The organism is Butyrivibrio proteoclasticus P6B7 (assembly GCF_000622085.1).
Lineage (GTDB): Bacteria > Bacillota > Clostridia > Lachnospirales > Lachnospiraceae > Butyrivibrio > Butyrivibrio proteoclasticus_A.
Map to the genome: position 1 here is coordinate 1 of NZ_JHWL01000034.1, position 24,330 is coordinate 24,330.

17 protein-coding genes and 1 pseudogene are annotated in these 24,330 nt (G+C 43.7%); 2 read left to right on the plus strand and 16 right to left on the minus strand.

Going from position 1 to position 24,330, the window contains the following annotated elements:
* Nucleotides 1-352 precede the first annotated feature (352 nt).
* A complete protein-coding gene (locus T541_RS0114920; protein ID WP_026653450.1) occupies nucleotides 353-853 on the minus strand; it encodes a GNAT family N-acetyltransferase in 501 nt (166 codons plus the stop codon).
* Nucleotides 854-1,154: 301 nt separating this feature from the next.
* On the opposite strand from T541_RS0114920, the gene T541_RS0114925 reads away from it, so the two are divergent.
* Complete coding sequence (locus tag T541_RS0114925; RefSeq protein ID WP_026653451.1) at nucleotides 1,155-2,369, plus strand: IS110 family transposase; 1,215 nt, start codon at nucleotides 1,155-1,157, stop codon at nucleotides 2,367-2,369.
* Between the two features lie 141 nt (nucleotides 2,370-2,510).
* On the opposite strand, the gene T541_RS0114930 is transcribed toward T541_RS0114925, so the two are convergent.
* From T541_RS0114930 to T541_RS0114975, 10 genes and pseudogenes are all read right to left on the minus strand, one after another.
* A complete protein-coding gene (locus T541_RS0114930) occupies nucleotides 2,511-3,551 on the minus strand; it encodes a DUF3089 domain-containing protein (protein ID WP_034467473.1) in 1,041 nt (346 codons plus the stop codon).
* 11 nt (nucleotides 3,552-3,562) lie between these two features.
* Nucleotides 3,563-4,723, minus strand: coding sequence for an MFS transporter (locus tag T541_RS0114935; protein WP_026653453.1), 1,161 nt, complete (start codon nucleotides 4,721-4,723; stop codon nucleotides 3,563-3,565).
* 53 nt (nucleotides 4,724-4,776) lie between these two features.
* Nucleotides 4,777-5,616, minus strand: a complete 840-nt coding sequence (locus T541_RS0114940; RefSeq protein WP_026653454.1) for a CPBP family intramembrane glutamic endopeptidase — start codon at nucleotides 5,614-5,616, stop codon at nucleotides 4,777-4,779.
* Nucleotides 5,617-5,835: 219 nt separating this feature from the next.
* Nucleotides 5,836-7,134, minus strand: a complete 1,299-nt coding sequence (locus T541_RS0114945) for a TldD/PmbA family protein (RefSeq protein WP_026653455.1) — start codon at nucleotides 7,132-7,134, stop codon at nucleotides 5,836-5,838.
* A 12-nt stretch (nucleotides 7,135-7,146) separates the two neighbouring features.
* Nucleotides 7,147-8,535, minus strand: coding sequence for a TldD/PmbA family protein (locus T541_RS0114950; RefSeq protein WP_026653456.1), 1,389 nt, complete (start codon nucleotides 8,533-8,535; stop codon nucleotides 7,147-7,149).
* 138 nt (nucleotides 8,536-8,673) lie between these two features.
* Entirely contained in the window at nucleotides 8,674-10,293 is a 1,620-nt protein-coding gene (locus T541_RS0114955) for a hypothetical protein (protein WP_026653457.1), read from the minus strand.
* A gap of 845 nt (nucleotides 10,294-11,138) precedes the next feature.
* Nucleotides 11,139-11,987: pseudogene (locus tag T541_RS22220) on the minus strand (4Fe-4S binding protein); the annotation flags it as partial.
* Nucleotides 11,988-12,009: 22 nt separating this feature from the next.
* On the minus strand, nucleotides 12,010-12,162 hold the full coding sequence (locus T541_RS21480; RefSeq protein ID WP_155839543.1) for a CD1871A family CXXC motif-containing protein: 153 nt from the start codon (nucleotides 12,160-12,162) through the stop codon (nucleotides 12,010-12,012).
* Between the two features lies 1 nt (nucleotide 12,163).
* Nucleotides 12,164-12,763 carry a TlpA family protein disulfide reductase gene (locus T541_RS0114970; RefSeq protein ID WP_026653458.1) on the minus strand — a complete coding sequence of 200 codons (600 nt, stop codon included), beginning with the start codon at nucleotides 12,761-12,763 and terminating at the stop codon, nucleotides 12,164-12,166.
* A 17-nt stretch (nucleotides 12,764-12,780) separates the two neighbouring features.
* Nucleotides 12,781-15,282 (minus strand): clostripain-related cysteine peptidase, encoded by a 2,502-nt coding sequence (locus tag T541_RS0114975; protein ID WP_026653459.1) that lies wholly within the window; start codon nucleotides 15,280-15,282, stop codon nucleotides 12,781-12,783.
* Nucleotides 15,283-15,657: 375 nt separating this feature from the next.
* On the opposite strand from T541_RS0114975, the gene T541_RS0114980 reads away from it, so the two are divergent.
* On the plus strand, nucleotides 15,658-16,365 hold the full coding sequence (locus T541_RS0114980; protein ID WP_026653460.1) for a class I SAM-dependent methyltransferase: 708 nt from the start codon (nucleotides 15,658-15,660) through the stop codon (nucleotides 16,363-16,365).
* Between the two features lie 43 nt (nucleotides 16,366-16,408).
* Here the strand turns inward: T541_RS0114980 and T541_RS0114985 are convergent, their stop codons facing one another.
* The 5 genes from T541_RS0114985 to T541_RS0115010 form a co-directional block, all read right to left on the minus strand.
* A complete protein-coding gene (locus T541_RS0114985; protein ID WP_026653461.1) occupies nucleotides 16,409-17,356 on the minus strand; it encodes an NmrA family NAD(P)-binding protein in 948 nt (315 codons plus the stop codon).
* Nucleotides 17,357-17,501: 145 nt separating this feature from the next.
* On the minus strand, nucleotides 17,502-18,476 hold the full coding sequence (locus T541_RS0114990; RefSeq protein ID WP_026653462.1) for a Gfo/Idh/MocA family protein: 975 nt from the start codon (nucleotides 18,474-18,476) through the stop codon (nucleotides 17,502-17,504).
* A gap of 94 nt (nucleotides 18,477-18,570) precedes the next feature.
* On the minus strand, nucleotides 18,571-19,395 hold the full coding sequence (locus T541_RS0114995) for an ornithine carbamoyltransferase (protein ID WP_026653463.1): 825 nt from the start codon (nucleotides 19,393-19,395) through the stop codon (nucleotides 18,571-18,573).
* 375 nt (nucleotides 19,396-19,770) lie between these two features.
* Nucleotides 19,771-23,058, minus strand: coding sequence for a carbamoyl-phosphate synthase large subunit (carB, locus tag T541_RS0115005; RefSeq protein WP_026653465.1), 3,288 nt, complete (start codon nucleotides 23,056-23,058; stop codon nucleotides 19,771-19,773).
* Nucleotides 23,058-24,269, minus strand: a complete 1,212-nt coding sequence (locus T541_RS0115010) for a carbamoyl phosphate synthase small subunit (RefSeq protein WP_026653466.1) — start codon at nucleotides 24,267-24,269, stop codon at nucleotides 23,058-23,060. Before T541_RS0115010 ends, carB begins: the two co-directional genes overlap by 1 nt.
* Between the last annotated feature and the right edge of the window lie 61 nt (nucleotides 24,270-24,330).

Sequence of the window (24,330 nt, forward strand, 5' to 3'; positions counted from 1 at the left end):
CAAGAAAAAAATGTGCTACGTCTATATCTTTATTTTTGCTTTTTAAGCAGTACTGAATCTCGCAAATTAGCTTGTGGTCAACTTTTGTCCGCCTGATCTTACTGCTAAAAACAAGTTTTCTGTTTTTTAGCAGTATACTTGTAACTAGTTTAGTTCACCAACTCCAAATCCTTACTGCTTTTTCTATTAAATCAAAAATAAAGACGTTGGCCCGAAAAAATCTCTACATCTTTTTTACAGAAAATGAATATAGGGCCGTAAAATCCTCCATTTAACCAGAAGGAAAAACAACCAGATAATCCTCAGAACATGCAACTTTTAAACTGAGTTTGGTTGTAGTTTAAATTGCAAGTTACAATTTCTTCTCCATCAAATCAAACTTACCCTTGCGCCAGCTTGCATATCCTCTAGACACATATCCATTATGTAAATATAATCTTTGTGCAAAGGGATTCTCCGTAAAAGTGTCAAGCCTGACGGATTGATATCCCATCGCTTTGATCTGCTCTTCAACATGATGTAAGACCGTCTTTCCTATACCTTGATTCTGAAAAACCGGAGAAACGCAAAACCTATGCAATATATATGAGGTTTTCTCATCATATCTCCATTGCCCATTTTGATATTGCTCATCACACTCGTCGCTTATCACATATAGGGCAACCAAATTCTCATTCAAATAAGCCAGATACAATGTTTGTTTTTCAATATCTTCTTCAAAATCTTTTCGCTCAGGATAGATATCGTCCCACTGGTATATACCGTGGCTTTCCATCTCATTTATAGCCTGCTGAATCAGCAAACAAATGGCATCTATATCCTGTTTTGTTCCTAATCTGTATACAATATTCATCTTTTTTTGTCATTTCATTATCCTACTACTATATAGGTAAGGATAGTATTCCTAACAGCCAGTTAGGATATTAACCGTCTTATTGCTTAAGCTGTAGAATGAGTGTAGCAAGATGGTCTGGCCACGCGTTATCCAGAACCTAGCGTTCGTATTTCAGTCAGCCAACCAGCTCCTCATTCGCGGCGTTCGTTTTATGCAGGTTGAACTTTTCGTTCGCGTGAAAAACCCAGTAGATTGAATAGGCAATGAGAGAAGTTGGTATCGACCATTGCAAATAATCTTATAGGGAGGATATCTCACGATGAATGCAGTTGGTATTGATGTTTCAAAAGGGAAAAGCACTGTCACAATCCGCAAGCCGGGTGGTAAGGTAGTTTTAGCGCCACGAGATTATAAGCATAACCGTTCAGCTATCAATGCTTTAATCAATGAGATCAAGAGTCTCGAAGGTGAAACCAAGGTCTGCATGGAATGCACTGGTCGCTATTATGAACCTATGGCCACATGGCTATCTAATGCTGGGATTTTTGTAAGTACAGTAAATCCTATGCTTATAAAAGATTTCAGTGACGATTCGCTCAGAACACCCAAAACCGATAAGGCCGATTCGCAAAAAATAGCCAGATACACCCTTGACCGATGGGATAAACTGAAGCAGTATGGTCTTATGGATGAGACACGTAACCAACTAAAAACAATGAATAGGCAGTTCGATTATTATATGGAGCAGAAGACATCGATGAAGAATAACCTCATCTCTCTTCTGGACCAAACATTTCCTGGTGCTAATGATCTCTTTACCAGCCCTCCTCGTGCAGACGGAAGCCAAAAATGGGTGGATTTTGTCTATACTTATTGGCACGTTGACTGTGTGGCCGGTAAATCACTTGATGCTTTTACAGATCACTATAGGAACTGGTGTAGCCGAAAAGACTATGGTTTCAGTGCCAAACGTGCAAGGGAAATCTATGAGATTTCAAAGGATCTAATAGCAGTACTTCCCAAAAACGAAACAACAAAACTAATCATTCATAATGCAGTCGATCAAGTTAATTCTATATCAAAAACAGTGGAAACACTACGTTCAAAACTGTATGATACTGCAGCAACACTTCCAGAATTCCCCATTGTAATGGCCATGGATGGTATTGGCCCTACCCTTGGTCCACAGCTCATGGCTGAGATAGGGGATGTCACTCGTTTTAAGCACAGAGGCGCATTGACAGCGTTCGCAGGTGTGGATCCAGGTAGCAATCAATCCGGACAATATGCTCAAAAAAGTGTCCGAACCTCAAAAAAAGGCTCGCCTCATTTACGCAAGACACTCTTTCAGGTCATGGATGGACTTATCAAACGCTCACCTGCTGATAATGACGTTTATCTTTTTATGGCAAAGAAACGTGCTGAAGGAAAGCCTTATTATGTTTATATGACTGCGGGAGCTAATAAGTTTCTTCGCATCTATTACGGACGCGTAAATGAATATCTAAACTCCCTTAATCAAGAAACACAGTAAACATCGGATATTCAATAGAGGCCGGCGTTAAGGCGGTCTTATTTTTGTGCCAAAAATGCAAGCATAAAAACATCAAATAATACGCAAAAATAAGCTTGACTTTTTATTTGCAGACTGAAATTTAATGAAATGGTCCACTCATCATGCGGCGTTGTCAGCCGCATTTTTCTGAAGAAAGCTCTCTGTGCGCTTTTGAACGTTTTCCTGAAGATTTACAAAGAACAGGAAGTTGTCGTAGAGGTGAAGGCTTCCCTCTGGGAATATATCAAGAACTGCAGGGTACAGCTCTGGGTCAATATCAGTAACAATAAGGCTTCCCTTTACCGGATCTATATAGGCTCCGTATTTACCTACTTCCACGGAGGTGATTGCTCCTGTCTTACTATCCTGAGTTACTGTGCCTTTATTTAAGGACTTGTCAGCCTTTACACTGTCTGTGCGCCAGTTAAGTGGGTTGATGGAAAGGGTCTTGGTGCCTGCAGGAATGGAGATAGACTCTGTAACCTTTCCTGTCTCACATTCGTAGCTGATTACAACGCCTGTGTCTGTCTCGCCTTTTGCTGGTACGATCTGTGGATATTTATCTACCATGTCCTGAGTCATAGGCCAACCAATGGCGTAAACTGCCACAAGACTATCACGAAGGTCAGTAGCTCTTTTACCATCGCCTCCGTAATATTCCTCCAGGAGCCTGTAGCACATGTCAGCGCCCTGGGAAAAGCCAGCCAGAATCAGAGGCCTGCCGTTATTCTTATTCTCAAGATAATACTTGAAGGCTGCAGAAACATCCTTGTAGGCATTGGCAAAGGCAAGATCCTTTTCGGCGCCCTCAGGCATTGAGTATACATTAAGTGATGCCTGCCTGTAGTATGGAGCATAGATTCTGCAGCTATTTGCATATATTGCCTGCTGCTGGTTCATGGCATAGCGAAATCTCTTTTTATATTCGGGAGTGATGGCGGAATTGCCTTCGCTTAGGGTGTCAACTGATGGAGCAACAATGAATACATCCACTTCATTCTCGGGATATGCCCCGTCATAAAGCCAGTTGTCAGCCTTGGAATAGTCCAATGCGCTGGAAAAAGGCAGGACTTTTGCGGCCTGCACCTTGATACTAAAGGGTGATGACAGCATAGTGGCGATCATCAAAATAGTCATTACCAGAGAAATGTGTTTTTTCATGCTAACCTCCTTTATTTCTTGATAACCTTATACGTCAGTTCTAAGAATCCGATATTCATCACTGCGAAAATCAGTAGGTACAGTGGCATTATAAATATTCCAACAGCCTGCTGAAGGTGGCCAAATACAAAGGGCATGAAGGTGCTTCCCACGTAGGCTGAGGCCATTTGAAGACCTATAACTGCTGCGCTATATCTTTTGCCAAAGTTGGTTGGTGCCATGTGCTGGATAGCTGGGTACACTGGGCCCATGCCGGTTCCGATGACTACGAATCCAGCTGCTGCCACAAGATATCCCGGGGTTGGGATGAATACCAGCAGGATTCCAACTAGTTCCACTGCAATGCCGATTCTGATTAGAAGTCTGTCGCCAAGCTTATTTGAGATAAAACCTGAGATCAGTCTTCCCAGCATAAGACCACCGAAGACCAGAGAGCCAAAGGATGCTACAAGCTCTTTAGAAAGATCTGTCTTTGTGCCAGCAAAGTAACTAGGTGTCCAAAGAAAGCACGTTGCCTCTCCTGCGCAGTAAGCATAGAACGCAATCAGGGTAAGGATGACTCCGGGAACCTTTAATGTTTCTCTTATGCCGGCGCTGTTTTTGATGTCATCTTCATCGCTTCCAGCCTCATTCTTTTTCCAGAGAGGAAGTGAAATGATGCATATGAAGAGAATGCCGATCTGAACAAAGGCAGTCCATCTGTAGCCCTCATTCCATCTGGCATATTTAAGAGCAAGGGCCATGATGTATGGACTAATCACAGCTCCAACGCCGTAGAAACAGTGCAGGAAATTCATTACAGATCCTGAATAGTTGTTGGCTACATAGTGATTGACTGATGCGTCAATTGCGCCTGCGCCAAGGCCATAGGGAACTGCAAACAAGAACAGCATTGCGTACTGTCCAGAGATTGAGAATCCAAAAAGTCCCAGAACTGTTAAAAAGATAGAGAATATAACAATCCACTTGGTGTGGAATTTTTTTATGAATTTAGGGCTAAGTAGTGCAGAGATTATGGTCATAAAAGAAATAGTCATGGAAACATAGCCTGCATAGGATGAAGGGACACCAAATGCAGTCTGCATTACAGGCCATCCTGAGCCCAACAGGGAATCTGGAAGTCCAAGACTTATGAAGATAAGATATATAACCGCTAATAACAGTGATGCCATAATTAATCCTCCCATATACCTTCATATATAATGATGTACAAACACCCCCAAGATTACTGGCTCCATTTTTCTTTCCAAAGCTCCATAATCTCCGGATAGTGCTTTGGAGATATCAGAATCATTGCAGTCACTATTCCGATTACAGCTACAACAAGATTGACCAGGTCACTGGCAATAAGCTGTGTCGAAAGACCACCTGTTGAAGAGTAGTAACCGTTAATCAGTCCGGCAAAATCAAGGGTAAAATGCGCAATCATGATGACCCAGAGATTTGCAGTGCGCAAATATACCGCTCCAAAGATTGCACCAACCCCGACACAGTATGCAATCTGAAAGATACCCACCACAGGATTTCCACCAATGAAGATATTGGATATATGTACCCCGGCAAACAATAATGTCGACAGCCAGAATATAAGTTTTATCTGCTTTTCAGACTTGATCGTTCTCATATAATTGGCTATGCCAAGTCCTCTAAATGCAGCTTCCTCTGTAAATCCAGGAGAAAGAGCAGATAAAAAAGCAACAAGTACATTTCCAAATCCAAATGTGTGAAGATCAATAGCAGCACCTACATAATCGACAATAAGGAATGGAAGCATAACTATTACGCCCCACATAAAGCCTTTACCGCCAAGAACCCCCTTGAAGTCAGGTCTGAACCAAAGTGTAAACAGGACAATAGCCACAATAACGCAGATAGCTGCCCCAATACCTGATGCACTTTTCGCAGTAATACCATATACGTTCATTTCTCTCGCGTAACCCGGTATAACATTTGTAAGCGGTTTGTCGATCAGGGATGCTCCAATAGATGAAAAAATCATTACTATAATTAAAAGAATGAAGTATCCAATGATTGGGCGGTCTAAAACGCTATTTTTCTTTGTCATATGTCAGCTCCTTTCATTTATCTTGGCTCCTTCGAGTCTTTATGCACCCACTATAATTTTACAATATTCCGTCTTGCAATAATCTTAAAATTGCATAAAAATCCGTAGACACAAAAAAGACCCGGTACAAATGTACCGAGTCTTCTGAAATCTGCAATAACAGATAATCATCTCTTTGAGAACTTTTTCACTGCCTTAATAGTATACTGGTTCACTTGATTATTTCCCGGAAATAACTACGCCATCAACAGCGATATAAGGGACAACAACGTATCCGTCACAAACCTGTTCTTTGGAGATAGCACGGATATTCTTTACAATCTCTCCCAGGTTGCCGTTTACCATTGTCTCTGATACCGCGTACTTGATTTCTCCGTTTTCAATCAAGAAGCTATTCTTGGCAACGCCTGAGAATTCTCCATTTGTTCCTGGCTCGCCGCCTGAATAACTTCCCATGATAAGGCCCTTATCCACAGATTTAATCATTTCTGCAATGGACTTATCTCCTGGCTCAACCACCAGATCCCAACCTGTATTCTTTACTACGTTTCGGCCTGTCTTATTAGCAGCATAAAGGCTTAAGCTGTGAGTCTTAAGAACACCATTCTCAATAAGTGTAACATCCTCTGCTCTGTAGCCATCCTGGGTTCCTCTTTCTCCACAAACAATCCTGTCGTCAAAGGGCTTCTTGGATACTGTGAGCTTATCGCTTGCAACCTGCTCTCCCACTTTATCAAGCCACTGACTGGTTCCATCGATAATAACGCCATCAGACATATAATGACCAATGAGCATGCCCAGGAACTGCTGAACTGCACATGGAGTAAGTATAACTGTTCCATCAAACTTGCCATCCAGGCTCTTGGTATGGATACTGTTACTTACATCCTCCAGGGTCTTTCTAAATTCTCCCAGTTCAATAAAAGGCTTATCCAGGTTATCTACCTCAACGCCAGCTCCGTTTATTCCTGTGTTAACGCCATCTTCACTGGCACTTATCTGGATATAGAACTGGTACTGACCAGAGAAATCCTCAAATTCTGTGCCATTTGTGTTTCGTGATATCCAGTTACTCTTGTCATAGGAGCCCACAGCACTCATAACAAGCACCTTTGGATACTCCTTCTTAATGGTATCAAGGCATTCCTGAATTCTCTCAATAAACTTGTCCATATCGGGCTCGTAAATACCCTGTTTAAATATTTCTTTTCCCTGATCCGGAGCAATATCATGGCATGGATCCTCGGGAGAAGACTCTGCAGCGCTTTCTCCAGCCTCCGCCAGCTTAATGAGAGCCTCTTTGGAAAAGTCGTTTCCGCTGGCACTTCCCATCTTGTTGTCCTTAAAAACCTTTATGGATGTGTACTTGCCAAAAACAGTTCTCATAAGCTTGAACTCACCATTTTCAACGTTAATCTCCTGCTTTTCGCTGCTCACGAGAGTATATGTGTATTTTGGAAAATTCTTTTCTCTAAGTATATTGTCAAATAAGTCTGCAACTTCTCTTATTTTTTCCATTTTTGCCCTCCTTTATCGTCCACCGATCATGATCTTACAACGCATATGTGGGCCACCCATTCCAACAGCCATACGCTGCTTTTTACCACAGAATCCGCTTGAAGACCACTCAACCTCATTGGAAACCATATCAACAGTTTTAAGCATATCAAAAGCAATACCCGAAACTGTTGTATCAAGAAGAGCACGTCCCAGTTTACCGTTCTTGATCTCGTAGCCACAGGTTACGCCGAACATGAACTCTCCGGTAAGGTCAGCCTGACCGTTTCCTGAATCAATAAGATAATATCCGTCCTCCACGGATTCGATCAGTTCTTCAACTGTGTTCTTTCCTGGAAGGATACAGGTATTTCTCATTCTGATAAGAGGCTCATCACTAAAATCCCATCCTCTGGCATTTCCTGTAGGCTTCATGTTATATCTTTCTGCAGTCTCACGACTGTTCATGTAGCCTGTCAGAATACCATCTTTAATAAGGACTGCGTCCTCTGCTTTAATACCTTCATCATCCAGGTATACAGGAAGAGGTGCGAGCTCTCCGTTATAGGTGTGGGCAAAGTCCACAAGATTCACCAGGTCAGAGGCTACTCTTTTCCCAAGGTTAGGGCCTGCAACACTTCCGCCCATAACAAGGTCCGCTTCTACAGTATGGCCAACAGCTTCATGGGCCAGCATTCCGCCCATCATTCCGCCAAGAACCACTGTCTTGTAGCCTGCCTCTGCGTAAATGCCTTCAGTCTTATCCTTAACTCTTTTATACAGTTTCTCAATATCTGGATAATACTGCTCAACGTCTGAGAAATTATCCTCAAAACAACCATATCCGCCCAGGGCCTTGAACAGCTCTACAGGAGTGCCATCCTTAGTCTTCATGCTCATAAATACATAGATGTAGCATCTTGGTGTAACAAGATGTCCATCATAGGCATCTGAAGAATAAATGATCCTATCCTGAGAATCCTCACTGTAATGGACTGTACGGCTTTCGAGATCAGGATATTTCTGAGCAATGTGATCGTCTATCTTGCGGCAGGCGTCAATAATCCTCTTCTGCTCCGCATCCGCAATGTCACGATTTGTGGGAATGAGGCCTGTTCCATAGGAAGGAGGAAGAACAATTCCTGTATTCCCTGAGTGACGAGAAAGAAGCTTAACATTGTCAGTAGCAGCTTTAATAACCTTCCCTGCTGCTTCGTTGCTGTATTCAGCAATGGACGCAAATCCAAACAGTCCGTCTTTTCCAACTCGTGCGCTAATACCCCTTGTTTCACTCCTTGAATTTGCTACAATATTCCCCTTCAAGATGCTAACTACCCGGTTGCGATTTTCATGTGCTCTGAGCACAGTCTGGGCACCGTCTTCAAACAATGCCTTTTCTTTTTCAAAAATGTCTGTCAGCATAGTAACCCTCCTTAGCACAAAACTTCATTCCCCATTATACCCAAGAAATAAGCGGCTTACAATCAATTAAGACTGTAAACCGCCCATGAATTCTAAGTTTCCTTGTTTATTAAAATGTAACCCCGCGTATTTGCAGGATTATGGCACATAAACCTGAACTGCAGCGTACAGCTCATCGTCAATAACGCCGATAGACATAAGCATGCTGGAATTTAAGTAGTACTCAGTGGCACCTTCTGACCAGCCTGGATAGTTGCTTCCCTGGAATTCTCTTCCCACAAGATACTCTTCTACAATACCAGATGGCTCGCCGCTTTCAACGAACTTAAGGATAATCATCTCACAGTTCTCTTTGATCTTGAAGGTGACATTCTGTTCAATGAGCTTCATGATGTTGCCTTCTGTAAAAAGTGGAACAACAGAATACAATTCATCGTAGTCCTCTTTAGCAAGGGCGTAATAGGAATTATCGTCGCTACTCTTTAAAACGTAATCGCTAAAGCGAAGGCTCTCCTCACTTCCAACCACATCCTCTTTAAACAACTCATCGGTTCCATACTGGATATCTTTATTAGCATCCTCAAAAGATACTGCTTCAAATGGTGTGCCATTTTCTGAGTAGAGGATACTTCCCTCTTCAGCGCCCTCAACGTAGTCCTTCTTGATTCGCTCCTGACGATAAAGATCACCTGTAAGTGAAGTCTCGTCGCAGCTTGTAACCTGCATATACAGGTTGGTGTCGTTTTCGTAGTAGGTGATGGCATCGAAGGTAGCAGCGTCAGCACCGCCAAGACATGTGATGGTAACCACCTTGGCTCCAAGGATGTTGTCATCAGCATCAAATGCTAATGTAGGAAAAGAGCTATTGTCATAATTGAACTTTGCCTTTGTATTATCATCAGCAGATCCAAAGTGGAAGGTGATCTCGTCGCCGTTTACCTCATAGTCAAAAGCTACGCCAGAAACACCGTCCGGAGTCTGAACGTGACCTGAAACATCGCTATCAAAGGCGATGTAGCTGATGATGCTATAAAGATTGTCATCGCCATAAGCTGAATATACTGCTCCTGCAAGCTTTGGAGTTCCATCCTCGTTAAGACCAGCGCTTGTAAAGCTCAGGATCTCTGAAGCATAGTACTCATCGTCAAGCTCGTCATAAAGATCTGACCCTTCAGGAACATCAGCACTATCCTTAATATAGTTATGATAATCGCCATCTTCAGCCTTGCGATAATCAATGTTTGATTCCCTTGTAATAACGTATTCACCGGATGCCTTATCCACATAGCCTTCCTGGATAGAATTGCGCATGCAGGCAACCAGTGTATTGTCTTTAGATACAGCCAGTGGATATGCTGTGCCACCACTCTGAACTGTGGTAACCTTCTTGACTCCATCAGCACCTTCTACATAGACAGCTGCTTCGTAGGTACCCTGATGACCTTCCATGTCATTAAAGGTGTAGCTTGTTACCAAAAGCGCTTCCTCTCCCTCGTAAATTGGTGCATAAGTGTAGGACTGACCTGCATGAAGGGATTCGATCATCTCTTCGTAGGTTGCTGGAGTTTCCTCGCTACCAGAACCAGCATCAGCTGCCTGTGAAGACTCTGTTCCAGATGCATCCTCTGAAGTCTCTTGATTTGCAGCGTTTCCGGAATCTGATGAATCACCAGAAGACTCTGGAGATGTTCCAGCGCAGCCTGTAGCTGCTGCCACCAACATAGTAGACAGTAACAAAGATAATACTTTTTTCCTCATTTAATATTCCTCCTCATATGCTCTCACATATTCTATGATACAGTGTTTTCGGCACATCAATCATTAAAGTATTATTAAATCGTTTACTGTCCCCTGTTTCACGGGGTGGACCCGTGGAAAGTCAGTGGGGACGGTTCTAGTTGACTCCTTTAATGTTATGTATTGTCAGAATGTGGTAAGGAGTCAACTAGAACCGTCCCCTATGACTTACACAAGGTTCACTGTGGAAGTACTGTCAGTAACCAAAATGCAAGGGCTGTTCCAAGAAGCGACAGTACATATAGCACAGAGAGAAGTCTCCACAGCTTCTTATTTTCTTTGCCCAAAATGCTATTCTTAAGGGCAATACTAAAGGGAACTGCCACCACAGAGGTTAACAGAAATGCTGCATCATAGGTTGTAGGGATCATGATCTGTCCATAGGTTCTTGAATCGATGATACATCCCACAAATGCGATAAGATAGCCTATTGCAAGGACGATGACTATAGATATCGACTTCTCAGGAAGGGTTAAAAGAGCTTTCGCATCCTCTTTCTTTGCAATTGCATATATACCAACAATTAGTAAAAGCGCCGCAGCTACCACCAATAAAACATCCAGAATGAAATATGTTGGCAGATAATCCTTATAGATCTCAATAGTAAGCTTGCTGATAAAAGCTGATCTAAGAGCAAATAAATAGGTAGCACAAACTCCGCAGATACCTGAAATAATTGCAATGGCTCCAAAGAAAGTAGCCTTCTTTGAAATCTCCTTAGGAAGCTCTGTTAGATTTAAAGTGCCCTCATCCTCATCCACAAAGCAGCGGTTCTTGACCTTGTTGATTTTCTGTCCCCAGGTAGAGGAAATAGCCCCCTTAGGGCAGGATGCGATACAGCTTCCGCAGCGGATACAGTCCATACTGTTTGGATTTTCAAAGGTCTTAATATCCATTCCGCAGGCTTTTTGACACATTCCACAGGAGACACATTTCTCTTTATCAATTACAAGTCTATAGCTTGAAATTGGGTTAAAAAATCCGTATATAGCGCCTAAAGGGCATAGATATTTACAGAATGGTCTGTAAACCTTAATGGACATAAGTGATATCACAATAAGGACAGCCAGCTTCCAGATAAAACGTCCGGCCGCTGCCTCACGAAGCCCGGCATTAAGTGTAACAAGGGGAATTCCTCCAAGAAGCATTCCACTTGGACATATCCATTCACAGAACCATGGATCACTGGTACCCGTAAGGTCTTTTACAATAGATACAAGTAAAAGCGGGAAAATTACCAAAATAACGTATCTAAGATATTTTAGGAATTTATGTCCAGGAAGGTTCTTTATCTTCTTGGTTATAGGAATCTTGTGAAGAAGATCCTGGAAAAGGCCAAAGGGACACATCCAGCCGCACACAAGACGTCCAAACAAAGCTCCTATAGCTCCCAGAAAGCCAAAGACATAAAGTGATACGCGATAGGAGGAATTACCCATTACAGCCTGAAGTGCACCCATAGGGCAGGCTGCCAGGGCACCAGGGCAGGAATAGCAGTTAAGTCCTGGAAAGCAGATTACTTTTGTATTACCTGCAAAGATCATACCCTTGGTATATCCCCTGATATAACTGTTTGTCAGAACAAACCACGCTGCCTGAAACCAGGTTCTTATAACAGACTGCTTTTTAGGTGTCATTTTCTTCTTTTCATCCATTCTAATCACCCTCAAAAATACTTCATCCGATTCCAATACACTGTGTACAGATACTTGTTGCCTTTGTAAGTACAACTGACGCTTCGCCCCTTGCGATTCCAATTCCCATCATGGTAAGGGCAATCACAAATACGATCCATCCAATAATTCTTGTTCTCTTTTCCCTAGCATCCATATCACTGTCCCTCCATAACTTCTTCAACTATGCTTTTCCAGGCATCAAGCTTTCTTGCTCCAGCCACAGTCCTTATAATATTGCCTTCGCTGTCAACAAAATATGTGGTTGGGAAGCCTGCAATTGTTGTACGGAAAAAAGCATACATCTCAGGTGTCGGTATAACAGTCGGGAATGTCACACCTGCGTTTTGCATTAGCTCTTTTCCCTTATCAATCTGATCCTGTTTAAGCTGGGTGCCACCTGATTCAAAGACATCTGCGCACACGCCCACAAGCTGAAAGTCCGCTTCCGGATAGATCTTGGACAATTCCTCAAGCTCTCCCATCTCTCCAAGACAGGCCGGACACGTGGTCTCCCAGACATTGATCATAGTGATATTGGATTTCTTAATATCATCCTTGGTAAAAGAGCTCCCATCAAAGGTTGTACTGTCAACCTTAGCAAAAACATCTGCTGAAGCAGTGGCCTCTATGATCTTTTCATGGGTTCTCCAGGCTTTCTGATATGCTACATCCAGCACAATTATTCCGACTAAAAGTGCAATAGCCAAAAGAACTATCGTAGATAGGTGCATTTTTATCTTTTTTCCCTTGTTCATAAATGCCTCCTTCTTAATCAGTGATAATCTCTTGCGTAGTAGCCAGGCTCAAGTGCCCAGTTCTTCAAAGTTCCTTTATGGGCCTCTGCGCTAATGACAAGAGAATAATAATTATCACCTCGCTGATCAGAAATCACCGCTGACATTACATATTTGCCGTCCTTAAAGCTCTGCTTTGTAAACTTCGTTTTCTCTGAGTAGGTTATGGTTTTACCTGTATCTGTATAAACCTGGCCGGTGCTAATGTCAGTAACCACGTAAAGAGGAGCGATTCTGGCACCATTTTGGAGCTGGGTCATTGATCTGCTGGCTGACATTACAGAGCTATACTCATCGTGCATCATTAATCCCACAACGCTTATCTCATCCGTTTCCTTATCGGCACTTAGCAAAAGATATGCCTCTGCCCCGTTATAGCTGATAAGTGCCTTATATTCGATGGTAGAGTCCGTTGAAGAAACCACTCCTGAATAAAGGGGCTGTCCGTTCATATGAAGCCATTTGCCATCAAATTCGCAAGAAAGCGTTCCATCTTCGGAAACTGAAAGGACGTCGTCACAGCCATATTCGATCATCTTGCCGTTTTGGGTATCCAGCCTGTTTACGCCAAGCTGGTACTTAACCACCATATCTAAAAGGCCTGGCGGCATCGCTATGGTAAATCCATTACTGCCTATTACAGGATCCTCCATGGCAAACTGCCTAAACAGCTCTACATCAAGAGTTTTGGGAGTATCATCTGTCAGAGTAGCCACAAAATCCTTCATATCCTCTGTCAGACACCCTGCCTGCTTGTAATAATACAGGGTCTTAACTGCTTCATCCTCACAGATGTCATATTCATATTCAAGAAAATACACAAGTCCCGTCAGGTTATTTACCTCTGCAGGGAAATAGGTTGCTATACCAGTTGAATCTGCCAGGGCTCCGTTTTCTCTATGGTAAAGAACTGTCTCTTTTAACAGATTTGTTATGGTATCGCATTCATTAGGATAATAGTCTCTAAGAAGACTTACATAATTACCAACATCCACAGTATTCATTACGTTGTGGCTACTTCCGCCATAGCGGGTCGATGCGTTGGCACAGCGGCTTGCAAGGGCAAGTACACTGATATCCTTGGCAGAATCCCTAAGGAGCGCCTTTGACAGATTTCCGTAGGCTTCATAAAGCCTCTCAGCGTTTCTTCCATCAATTACAGAAAAGGTAACGCTGTTCCTGTTCTGGGTAGTGGTGATAGCATCCTGCATATAAAAGTCCGTGTAGGCATCAGCAATGCATCTTCCAACCATTGCAGCGTTCATGGTGGGATCCTCTGTCATAGCCGTTAGAACTGGGGTGTAATCCCAGCCATCTCCAGGCTCTGTTTCTTCACTTAGGCAGTAATAATCTGCAAATCCGTATAATGCGTGGGTAACTTCTATAGTAGACATAAGACAGGCATCAAAGCCTATGATATCAAAGGGTGCGTTATTTATATTTGGCGAATAGACCTTGGAAAGAGCTGTCCTAATATCAGTTAAGCTCATCATATCGCCATAGATTGAATCAACTCCATAGCCAAAGGGGCCTGCGCCGTGATTCCACAAAACAAGCATCTGATGGTCTGATGGATACTTGTTCTTACAAAAGCGCACAAAATCAGCAAGGGTTTCAGGATCAGTAGCCTTTTGAAGTGCCATGTTTCCAACTTCACTAAAAGTGCCCTTTTCATAGAGGAAGCGCTGGGTACGGTTTGGATTGACTCTTGAGTTATCCCAGTGTCTTGCACCACCTGTCTGAATTACGATTTTGATATTTTCAGACCACTCTCCCTTAAGCATTTCGATAATATCGCTTGTTGCAGCGCCATTAAGCCTTGGACTCCAGCCATCCGAAATAGATGAAGCCTTAGGCACTGTAGGCTCATAAAAAAAGGCAGGAATTTCCAGGGAATTAGCTTTAAGCTCATTTTCAAACCTTGTGATGGTTGCCAGATAATCTTTCTTCTTATTCTGGTTATATTCCTCCTTGAACTGATCAGCCTTAAACGCCGTCAAATTGGAGAGATTATCGTCATTGTAGTCTTCAAGGTTTGATCCAACAATATAAACACAGATTGTCCAGGTTTCATCCTCTCCAAAGCGTGGAAGAGCATCTATTTTGGCAGCGCCCTCCTCATCGATTGGAGATTCCTGGTGCATAAGAGCTATTTCCTCTTCTGTTGGAACGGTTCGGGTATTTGTACTAAGATAATAGCTCACCCAGGCATCCATATACAGGTTATAGATAGCCTGGCGATTAACATAAAGAAGAATTGATAGAATCAGTATAATAGCAATGGCTCTGACAGGTGCTTTGGCGTAAAGCTCCCATATCCGCTTAGGCCATGGGGCATACTTATAGAAGTCCTTTTGCTCCTGCCTCTTTGCCTTTTTTGCTTCCTTCCAAAGCCTTCTTCTCTCTTTGTAAGGAAGTTTTTCTTTCTTTTCCTTCTTTACCTTCTTTTCCTTTGAAAGCTCTGTGTTTCCCTCGTTCATAAACTACCCTCTCTCGCTGTGAAAAGCCCATAATTACACTACCTATATTGTAATAAAAGCCTCGTTGCAAATCCACGATTGAGGGAATATTTAATCGTTTTTTAGGGAATTTTAAGATATTTTTTCGTTATTCGCATCATTGCCAATTGTAATCATGCTTTTCTAAGAACAAAGAAGTCAACTAGAACCGTCCCCACTGACTTAGAATAAAGAAGTCAACTAGAACCGTCCCCCACTGACTTACAAATTATAATCCGCATATTTACTGCTTTTCATTGAAATAAAGATTTCCAGATAGTAAAATGATACCTAATTGAGAGGCCGAATAAATGGCTTATCTACGCAATTTATAATATGGGAGGTTGGGGATTAGAGATGAGTAACACTTACAACGAAGCACTTAAGTTTTGGAACAGTGCATTTGAAATGAACGATGAGGAAAAAGAGCAATTTACAAAAGAGATAGATTCTGAAAACGGATGGAAAGAGCTTGCATCATCAGAAAAACTCCGTGACATCATAATTGAGAATCTGTCAGGCTGCGCCAAGGTTCTTGACTATGGCTGCGGCGAAGGCTGGGCTGGAATCACAATTAATAAGTCAGGCTGTAAGGACGTAACCTGTGTTGATGTAGTAGAGAATGCCATCACCCTGGCCAAGTTCCTTGGCTCTGTTTGCAAAGTTACAGAGGGCTTTAAAGCAGAGCACGTTTCAACAGACTGGATCGAATCAGTAGGAGAAAGCTCTTTTGACGGAATCTTCTGTAGTAATGTAATCGATGTTCTCCCTGCCGAAGTGGCTGAGAACATCATTAAGAACATTGCAAGAATTGCCACTAAGGACGCCAAAATCATCATCTCCATGAACTACTATGAGGAGCCAGTTAGCAAGCCTGAAAAGAACCTGGAAGTAAAGAACGGCAACGAGATCTATCTTAACGGTGTTCTTCGTATGGTTTCTAGAACCGACGAAGAGTGGACAACTATCCTTTCCAAGTACTTCAATGTGGAAAAGATTGAGTACTTCGCATGGCCTGGCGAGACCAAGGAAACAAGAAGAATCTTTATCTTGAAGAATAAGTAATCCATAAATAAGAGGGGACGGTTCAAGAACCGTCCCCTATGACTTACTTCTTATCTTTAGAGTGACGCTCTCCAATCTGGAAGTCATCGCTGTGAGCAAACATGTACTCTACAGTAATAGGGTCGTCGCCTGTAAGCTTCTTGAAGTCGTCAGTGTGGATTGCCATCTTTCCTTCACGGATAGCCTGAGCGAATGTTACCATACCATCACTGGAGAATGGAGCTTCGCTGCCCTTTTTGAACAGGCCGTCAGTGGTTCTTGGAACGCCCATTGCATCAAAGATCTGATAGTTCTCTTCATCAGTAACTTCTTTATAGCTGATGTTGTTACCAGTTTCTTTATTTCCGATATTAACAAACTGAGTGATTGTCATTAGCTCTTTTCCGTTAATATCAAGAGTTGCATGGTCATATTCTGATGCGCGGTGAAGGGCGTAAGCTACTGCCTTTGCGCAATCCTTTCTTGAAATATACGCCATAAGTCCGTCGCCCTGGCTGTTTGTCAGAGGAGCGTTAGCATGAACATAGGTAAAATAGTTTGTGATCATAGCCTCAGCGTACTGAGAATTGCGAAGGAAGATATAATCAAGACCAACTTCCTTAACATAGTTCTCTGTATAGATGTGGTCTTTCTTTTCAACTGAAGGATTGGTTTCATCGCCTGCATTAACAAGTGATGTGTAAATGATCTTCTTTACGCCTGCTTTCTTGGCTGCATCTACAGCATTCTTGTGGGCGCTCTGTCTCTTTTCGCCAACAAAAGGCATTGAGATAAGGGCAAGAACGTCAGCTCCCTTAAAGGCCTCAAATAGACCATCAGGATAGTTAAAGTCTGTAACATGAGTTTCTACGCCCTGGTCTGCAAATTTCTTAAGAGAATCCTCACTGTATCCACAAAAGATCAGGTTGCTCTTATCCTCTAATGTTAGAAGAACTCTTGCAGCCTCTGCGCCAAGGTTACCATCTACGCCTGTTAATAGTAACTTTCCCATTCGGATATACCTCCTTTGCATTTCTAAATCAGATCAACGTATCTTTAACTATATCCCCATAGAATGATTATACAAAATTATACGTTTTTTCGCACATAAAAAATCATTCCAGACCGGGTATATCAGTCTGAAAAGACTTTTTTGCTCACTCAAGGTCAGTGTACACAAGTCCGATCTGCTCTCTGACTGTATCTATGATGTGCATAACATCTGATGTGGCTTTAAGTGGAACCATGCGGCTCTCAGTAAGGCCCTCACGAATCTCAGTGGCAACGGTGTCGAACTCAGGCAGATATCCAATGCTGTCGCCCTTTCCTCTGTGAATCAGCTTAACGAATAGGCCCTGCTGGCATACAACTTCCTGACCAAAGTGATAAAGGTCAGCTTTGATGTGGCCCTTGGTTCCCTTAATGTCCATCTTTTCAAAGCCCTTCATATCCACGATGGATGCACGGATTGACACCTCTTCTCCCTTAGGAAATACCATGTTTATCTCTTCCCAGTGGTCAATGCCGTTCTCAAGATGGCCCTTACTCTCGATCTTCTCAGGGTATCCAAAGAGACGGTATGCATAGGTTATAGGATAGATGGTTATGTCTAAAAGAGCTCCACCAGCACGCTTTGGGTCTGAAACTCTTGGAGCGTAGTCTATAGAATTCATGCAGTAGGTGAATTTAGCTCTTTTTACACGTCCAATCTTATTCTCCTCGATCCAGGACTTAACCTGATTGGCAGGCTTACCAAACCAGGTCCACATGGCTTCGCAGAGGTATACGCCCTTCTCTCTGGCAAGAGCTATGAGTTCGTCTGTCTCCTTGCCCTCAACAGTAAAAGGCTTCTCGCACAGAACAGGCTTACCCAGCTCCAGGGCCTGCTTAACGTATCTGTGATGGGCATTGTGGGGAGTTACGATGTAAACACCCTCTACGCCCTCAGCCATGATGGCTTCCTCTGCGCTAAGACAAGGCTTGCAGCCGTACTTATCAGCAAAGTCCTTGCATTTGTCGAGGTTTCTGGTGTAGCAGGATACAATCTCGTGATTGCCGCTTTCCAGAATCTCTTTAGCAATCTGGTTAGCAAGGGTTCCGGTTCCAATAAAGCACCATTTAAACTTTTCCATGTAGTTTCCTCCCTTTGGGGTGTTGTGAATTGTGTTGGCAGATAATTATGAATATCCGTGTTGTAGTGCGTTGCGAGACAGACTATTGATCACATCAGTTTAGCAAGCTATAAACTAGAATCGCCTGTTGCACCGTGAGTAGGCTCTGCTTAAAGTCATAGCCCACGAAGAACTTTGAATCTATGGCGTCGCTGGACACCTCTTCGCCACGGTAGAAGGGCGGGCAAGGGTTCAGTACTGCGCCATCTGCTGCGGATTCCATTAGCTCTTTTGTCACCTGATAATCTTTGAAGGTTTCTCTTTGATCCTGCGTGAGGGAATCAGTGCACACTATGTCTTTTCCCTTTACTGCTTCTCTTATATCGCTCTGGCACTGGGCTCCTGGGATTGCATACTGCGCTGGCGCGCACTGGGTAAAAGAGAACCCAAAGGCATCTGCTGCCTCTTTCCAGGCTCTACCTATGTTGCCGTCCGCTCCCATAAACAGGTACTTGTCCTTGAGATAGTCGGGCCTACGCTTGGAAAGTGTATAAAGATCAGACATCATCTCGCAGGGGTGGTTGTCGTCAGTCAGGGCGTTGATGACCGGAATGTCCATGGACTGTGCCATCTTATCAAGCATGCTTATGTCCTTGTACCTGACAATCACCGCATCTGCCCAGTTCTGGAGATATCCGCAAACGTCTCTTATGTCTTCCTTTTTGTCCAGTGTGGCTGGGTCAAAGAGAATCGACTGGCCGCCCAGAAGGTAGATGCCCTTTTCGAAGGATACTCTTGTCCTTATGCTGGATGCAGGAAAGAACATGACAATTGTCTTGCCCTTGAGGAAGTCTTTGTACTGGTCGATGTTGTCTGCAATCTTGAAGATTTCAAGCAGATCTTCTTTTGTGTGGTCTGTAAGTCTTATGAATGATTTCATTGCGCTTTGTTTTCCTCTAACTATGCCTTCTTTATCTTGTTTTCGGGGTATTACGCCGGATTCAGTCTATCGCTTTGCCTACAATTTGCCTCTACCACTACCTCTTTTTGCTTGTTTAGGAGGTATTTCGCCGGATTCAGTCTATCGCTTTAGCCACAGTTTACCTCTACCATTACCCTTTTTTCTTGTTTTCGGGGTATATCGCCAGATTTTGCCTTACGCTTCAGCCAACAGTTTACCTCTACCACTACCTCTTTATGCTTGTTTAGGGGGTATATCATACTAGCTACAAAAAATCCCTGAAGACAACAATTCATCTCCAGGGAATTCTTTTTCAAATACGGCGCTTCGTACACAAGCTGTACGCGTAGCCACTCAAATCTTGGCGATATCAACCAGCTGCAGGGTTTCCTCGTTGCTCTCGTTCTCAAGGCTTGTAACCAGGGCACGAGCTGTATCCAGGGCTGTGATTACGTTAACACCTGTCTCGATGGCGGTACGGCGGATAAGGAAGCCGTCACGGCTCTTGTCGCGGCCCTGGGTAGGTGTGTCGATAACAAGATCAATCTTGTGGCCCAGGATAAGGTCGATGACCGTAGGTGATTCCTGGCTGATACGGTTGATCTTACGAGCCTTGACGCCGTTCTCGTTAAGAGTTGCTGCTGTAGACAATGTAGCGTAGATGATGTAGCCAAGCTTTTCAAATCTGCGGGCAATGTCGATAACTTCGCCCTTATCTGAATCCTTAACGGTGATGATCATCTGCTTGTACTTAGGAAGGTTAATGCCTGCTCCAAGGAAGGCCTTGTAGAGGGCTTCGTTGAAGTTCTGGCTGATACCAAGGCACTCACCTGTACTCTTCATCTCAGGTCCAAGGCTGATCTCAGCTCCTCTGATCTTCTCGAAGGAGAATACTGGCATCTTGATGGCGATGTAGCCAGCCTCAGGCTGAAGTCCTGGTGTATAGCCAAGGTCCTTAAGCTTCTTGCCCATCATAACCTCTGCTGCCAGGTCAACGATTGGAATACCTGTAACCTTACTGATATATGGAACAGTACGAGATGATCTTGGGTTAGCCTCGATGATGTAAACCTCATCTCCCACTGCGATGAACTGTACATTGATAAGTCCTACTACATGAAGAGCCTTAGCAAGTCTTCTTGTGTACTCTGCAATTGTCTCCTTAACCTTATCAGAAAGAGACTGTGCAGGATAAACCGAAATTGAGTCGCCGGAGTGAATACCTGATCTCTCGATATGCTCCATGATACCTGGGATTACGATATCCTCGCCGTCGCAAACCGCATCAACCTCAGTCTCGATACCCTGAAGATACTTATCAACAAGGATTGGGTGATCCTGAGCAATTCTGTTGATGATGTTCATGAACTCTTCGATTTCTTCGTCAGAAAGAGCTATCTGCATACCCTGTCCGCCAAGTACGTAGGAAGGTCTTACAAGAACAGGATATCCGAGGCGGTTAGCAACCTCCTTAGCTTCCTCTGCTGTGTATACTGTAGCACCCTGAGCACGCTTGATCTGTGTCTCCTCAAGGATTCTGTCAAAGATCTCTCTATCCTCAGCTGCGTCTACGTCCTTAGCATCTGTTCCGTAGATCTTAACACCCATCTTCATAAGGTCCTGAGTAAGCTTGATGGCTGTCTGACCACCGAACTGAACTACAGCTCCGTCTGGATTCTCAAGACGAACAATGTTCTCAACATCTTCTGGAGTAAGTGGCTCAAAGTAGAGCTTATCAGCAATATCAAAGTCTGTTGAAACAGTTTCTGGGTTGTTGTTGATAATGATTGTCTCAAAGCCTGCTCTCTTAAATGCCCATGTAGCATGGACTGAGCAGTAGTCGAACTCGATACCCTGACCGATTCTGATAGGACCTGAACCAAGGACAAGGATCTTTTTCTTATCACCACTAGCCTTAAGTCCTGCCTCGTTCTCCTCATTCTCATCTCCGTAAACTGAGTAGTAATATGGAGTCTCAGCCTCGAACTCTGCAGCACAGGTATCAACCAGCTTGTAAGCTGCCTTGATTCCGTAGAACTCTCTAAGAGCCTTGATTGTGTCTACTGAGAATCTTGTAAGTCTGCTTATTACCTTATCAGGGTACTCAAGCTTTTTAGCTTTAAGAAGTGTATCGAAGCTGATAATCTTCTTAGCCTCTTCATACTCTGATACGTTCTCTTCTGATACTTTGTGGCGGGCGATTGTGCTCTTCTCGCCAAGTCTAAGGAGCTTAAGCTCCATCTTAACCAGTGTATGGATCTTGTCGATGAACCAGTGATCGATCATGGTGATGTCGTGGATCTGATCGTGGCTCATTCCTCTTCTTAAGGCCTCTGCGATAACCCAGATTCTCTGGTCATCTACAACCTGAAGTCTCTCTAAAAGCTCGTCTTCATCAAGCTCTGAGAAGTCGTAGCTTGTAAGGCAGTCAACGTGCTGCTCAAGAGATCTGATGGCCTTCATCATTGCACCTTCAAAGTTAGTGCAGATACTCATTACTTCGCCGGTAGCCTTCATCTGAGTTGTGAGGGTTCTCTTGGCAGTAATGAACTTATCGAAAGGAAGACGAGGGAACTTAACTACGCAGTAGTCGAGGGTTGGCTCGAAGCTGGCGTAGGTCTTACCTGTAATTGCATTCTTGATCTCATCAAGTGTGTAGCCGAGCGCAATCTTAGCTGCAACCTTGGCGATAGGGTAACCTGTTGCCTTGGAAGCCAGAGCTGATGAACGGCTAACACGTGGGTTAACTTCGATTACGCAGTACTCAAAGCTTGTTGGGTGAAGTGCGAACTGTACGTTACATCCACCTGTGATCTTCAGCTCGTCGATGATGTTAAGAGCTGCGCTACGAAGCATCTGATATTCCTTATCAGAAAGAGTCTGAGAAGGAGCCACAACGATGGAGTCACCGGTATGTACACCAACTGGGTCGATATTCTCCATGTTACAAACTGTGATGCAGTTGCCGGCTGAGTCACGCATTACCTCGTACTCGATTTCCTTCCAGCCTGCGATACATCTTTCTACAAGAACCTCGTTAGCTCTTGAAAGTCTAAGTCCGTTCTCAAGGATCTCTTCACACTCTGCCTGATTGTGGGCGATACCACCGCCTGATCCACCAAGAGTGAAGGCAGGACGAAGAACTACAGGGTAGCCGATCTTGTTGGCAAAAGCTACACCGTCCTGTACGTTATGTACAACCAGTGAAGCTGCGCAAGGCTCACCGATTCTCTCCATGGTGTCCTTGAATTCCTGTCTGTCCTCAGCCTTTCTGATGGTCTCAGCTGTTGTACCAAGGAGCTTAACACCATGAGAAGCAAGGAATCCTGACTCATCAAGCTCCATACCAAGGTTAAGACCAGCCTGTCCACCAAGGGTTGGAAGGATTGAGTCTGGCTTTTCCTTTTCAATTATCTGTTCAAGGACTTTAACTGTAAGGGGCTCGATATAAACCTCATCAGCAATGTCCTTATCTGTCATGATTGTAGCTGGGTTTGAGTTAACAAGTACTACCTCAACACCCTCTTCTTTAAGTGAGCGGCAGGCCTGTGTTCCGGCGTAGTCAAACTCTGCAGCCTGGCCGATTACGATAGGTCCTGAACCGATAACCAGAACCTTTTTTACATCCTTATTCTTTGGCATCAGTTCTTACCTCCCTTTTTGATCATGTCTATAAATCTATCGAAAAGATAGCTTGAATCCTGTGGTCCAGGGCATGCCTCCGGATGGAACTGCACTGTGAAGATGTTCTTGCCCACATAGGAAAGACCCTCGTTAGTTCCATCGTTAACATTCATGAAGGCAGGCTCAGCCACTGTCTTATCAAGCTTGTCCACATCTACAACGTAGCCGTGGTTCTGGGATGAAATGTACACGCGGCCTGTAGCAAGGTCTTTTACCGGATGGTTACCACCTCTGTGGCCGTACTTCATCTTGTAGGTATCTGCGCCTGTTGCAAGAGCCATGAGCTGATGTCCAAGGCAGATGGCAAAAATAGGTGTATCTGAAGCATAGAGCTTCTTGATTTCTTCAATTACGCCTGGGCAGTCCTTTGGATCTCCAGGGCCGTTTGAAAGCATGATTCCATCTGGGTTGTCCCCTAAGATTTCCTCAGCACTTGTATTTGAAGGGTAGATTGTAACGTCACATCCTCTTGCAGCCAGAGAATCTCCGATGTTCTTCTTGGCGCCAAGATCCAGGAGCGCTACTTTAAGTCCCTTACCATTTAGCTCTTTTACAATGGCAGGTCTCTTCTCTCTTCTTGAGAGGTCCCCCTTAAGGGATGCCTCGTAGTCTTCCTTGTTGAACACAGCACTTCCTGACAGAGGTCCGTTATCCGCAAGGTCCTTAGATCCTGTCAAAAGATATTTCTCCTTGCAGGAAACCTTACTTACAACGTCTCCAGTTGTGTAGGCATGGAGCTTGTCCTTGATCTCATCGTAAGTGATGTTCTCGTTGGTTGTGATCATGCCGTTCATGGTTCCCTTTTCTCTAAGAAGGCGCACAAGCTTTCTTGTGTCGATGCCTGCAATTCCAGGGATCTCGTACTTCTCAAAGAAGTCCTGAAGGCTCATATCGCAGCGGAAGTTTGAAGGGATATGTGAGAGCTCCCTTACAATCACGCCGTCAACCCAAGGTCTTTCTGATTCCATATCGTCAAGGCATACGCCGTAGTTACCAATAAGCGGATATGTCATGCACACAGCCTGTCCTGCGTAGGATGGGTCTGTGAACACTTCTGTATAACCAGCCATTGAAGTATTAAAAACGATCTCGCTGATAACATCCTTGTCAGCACCGATGTGCTTTCCCTCGAAAATCGTTCCATCTTCTAAAATCAAACGTGCTTTCATTTTTCCTCCATATGTCATACTTAACGCTCCAGTCATCTGAAAATAAATAATTATTGCTCAT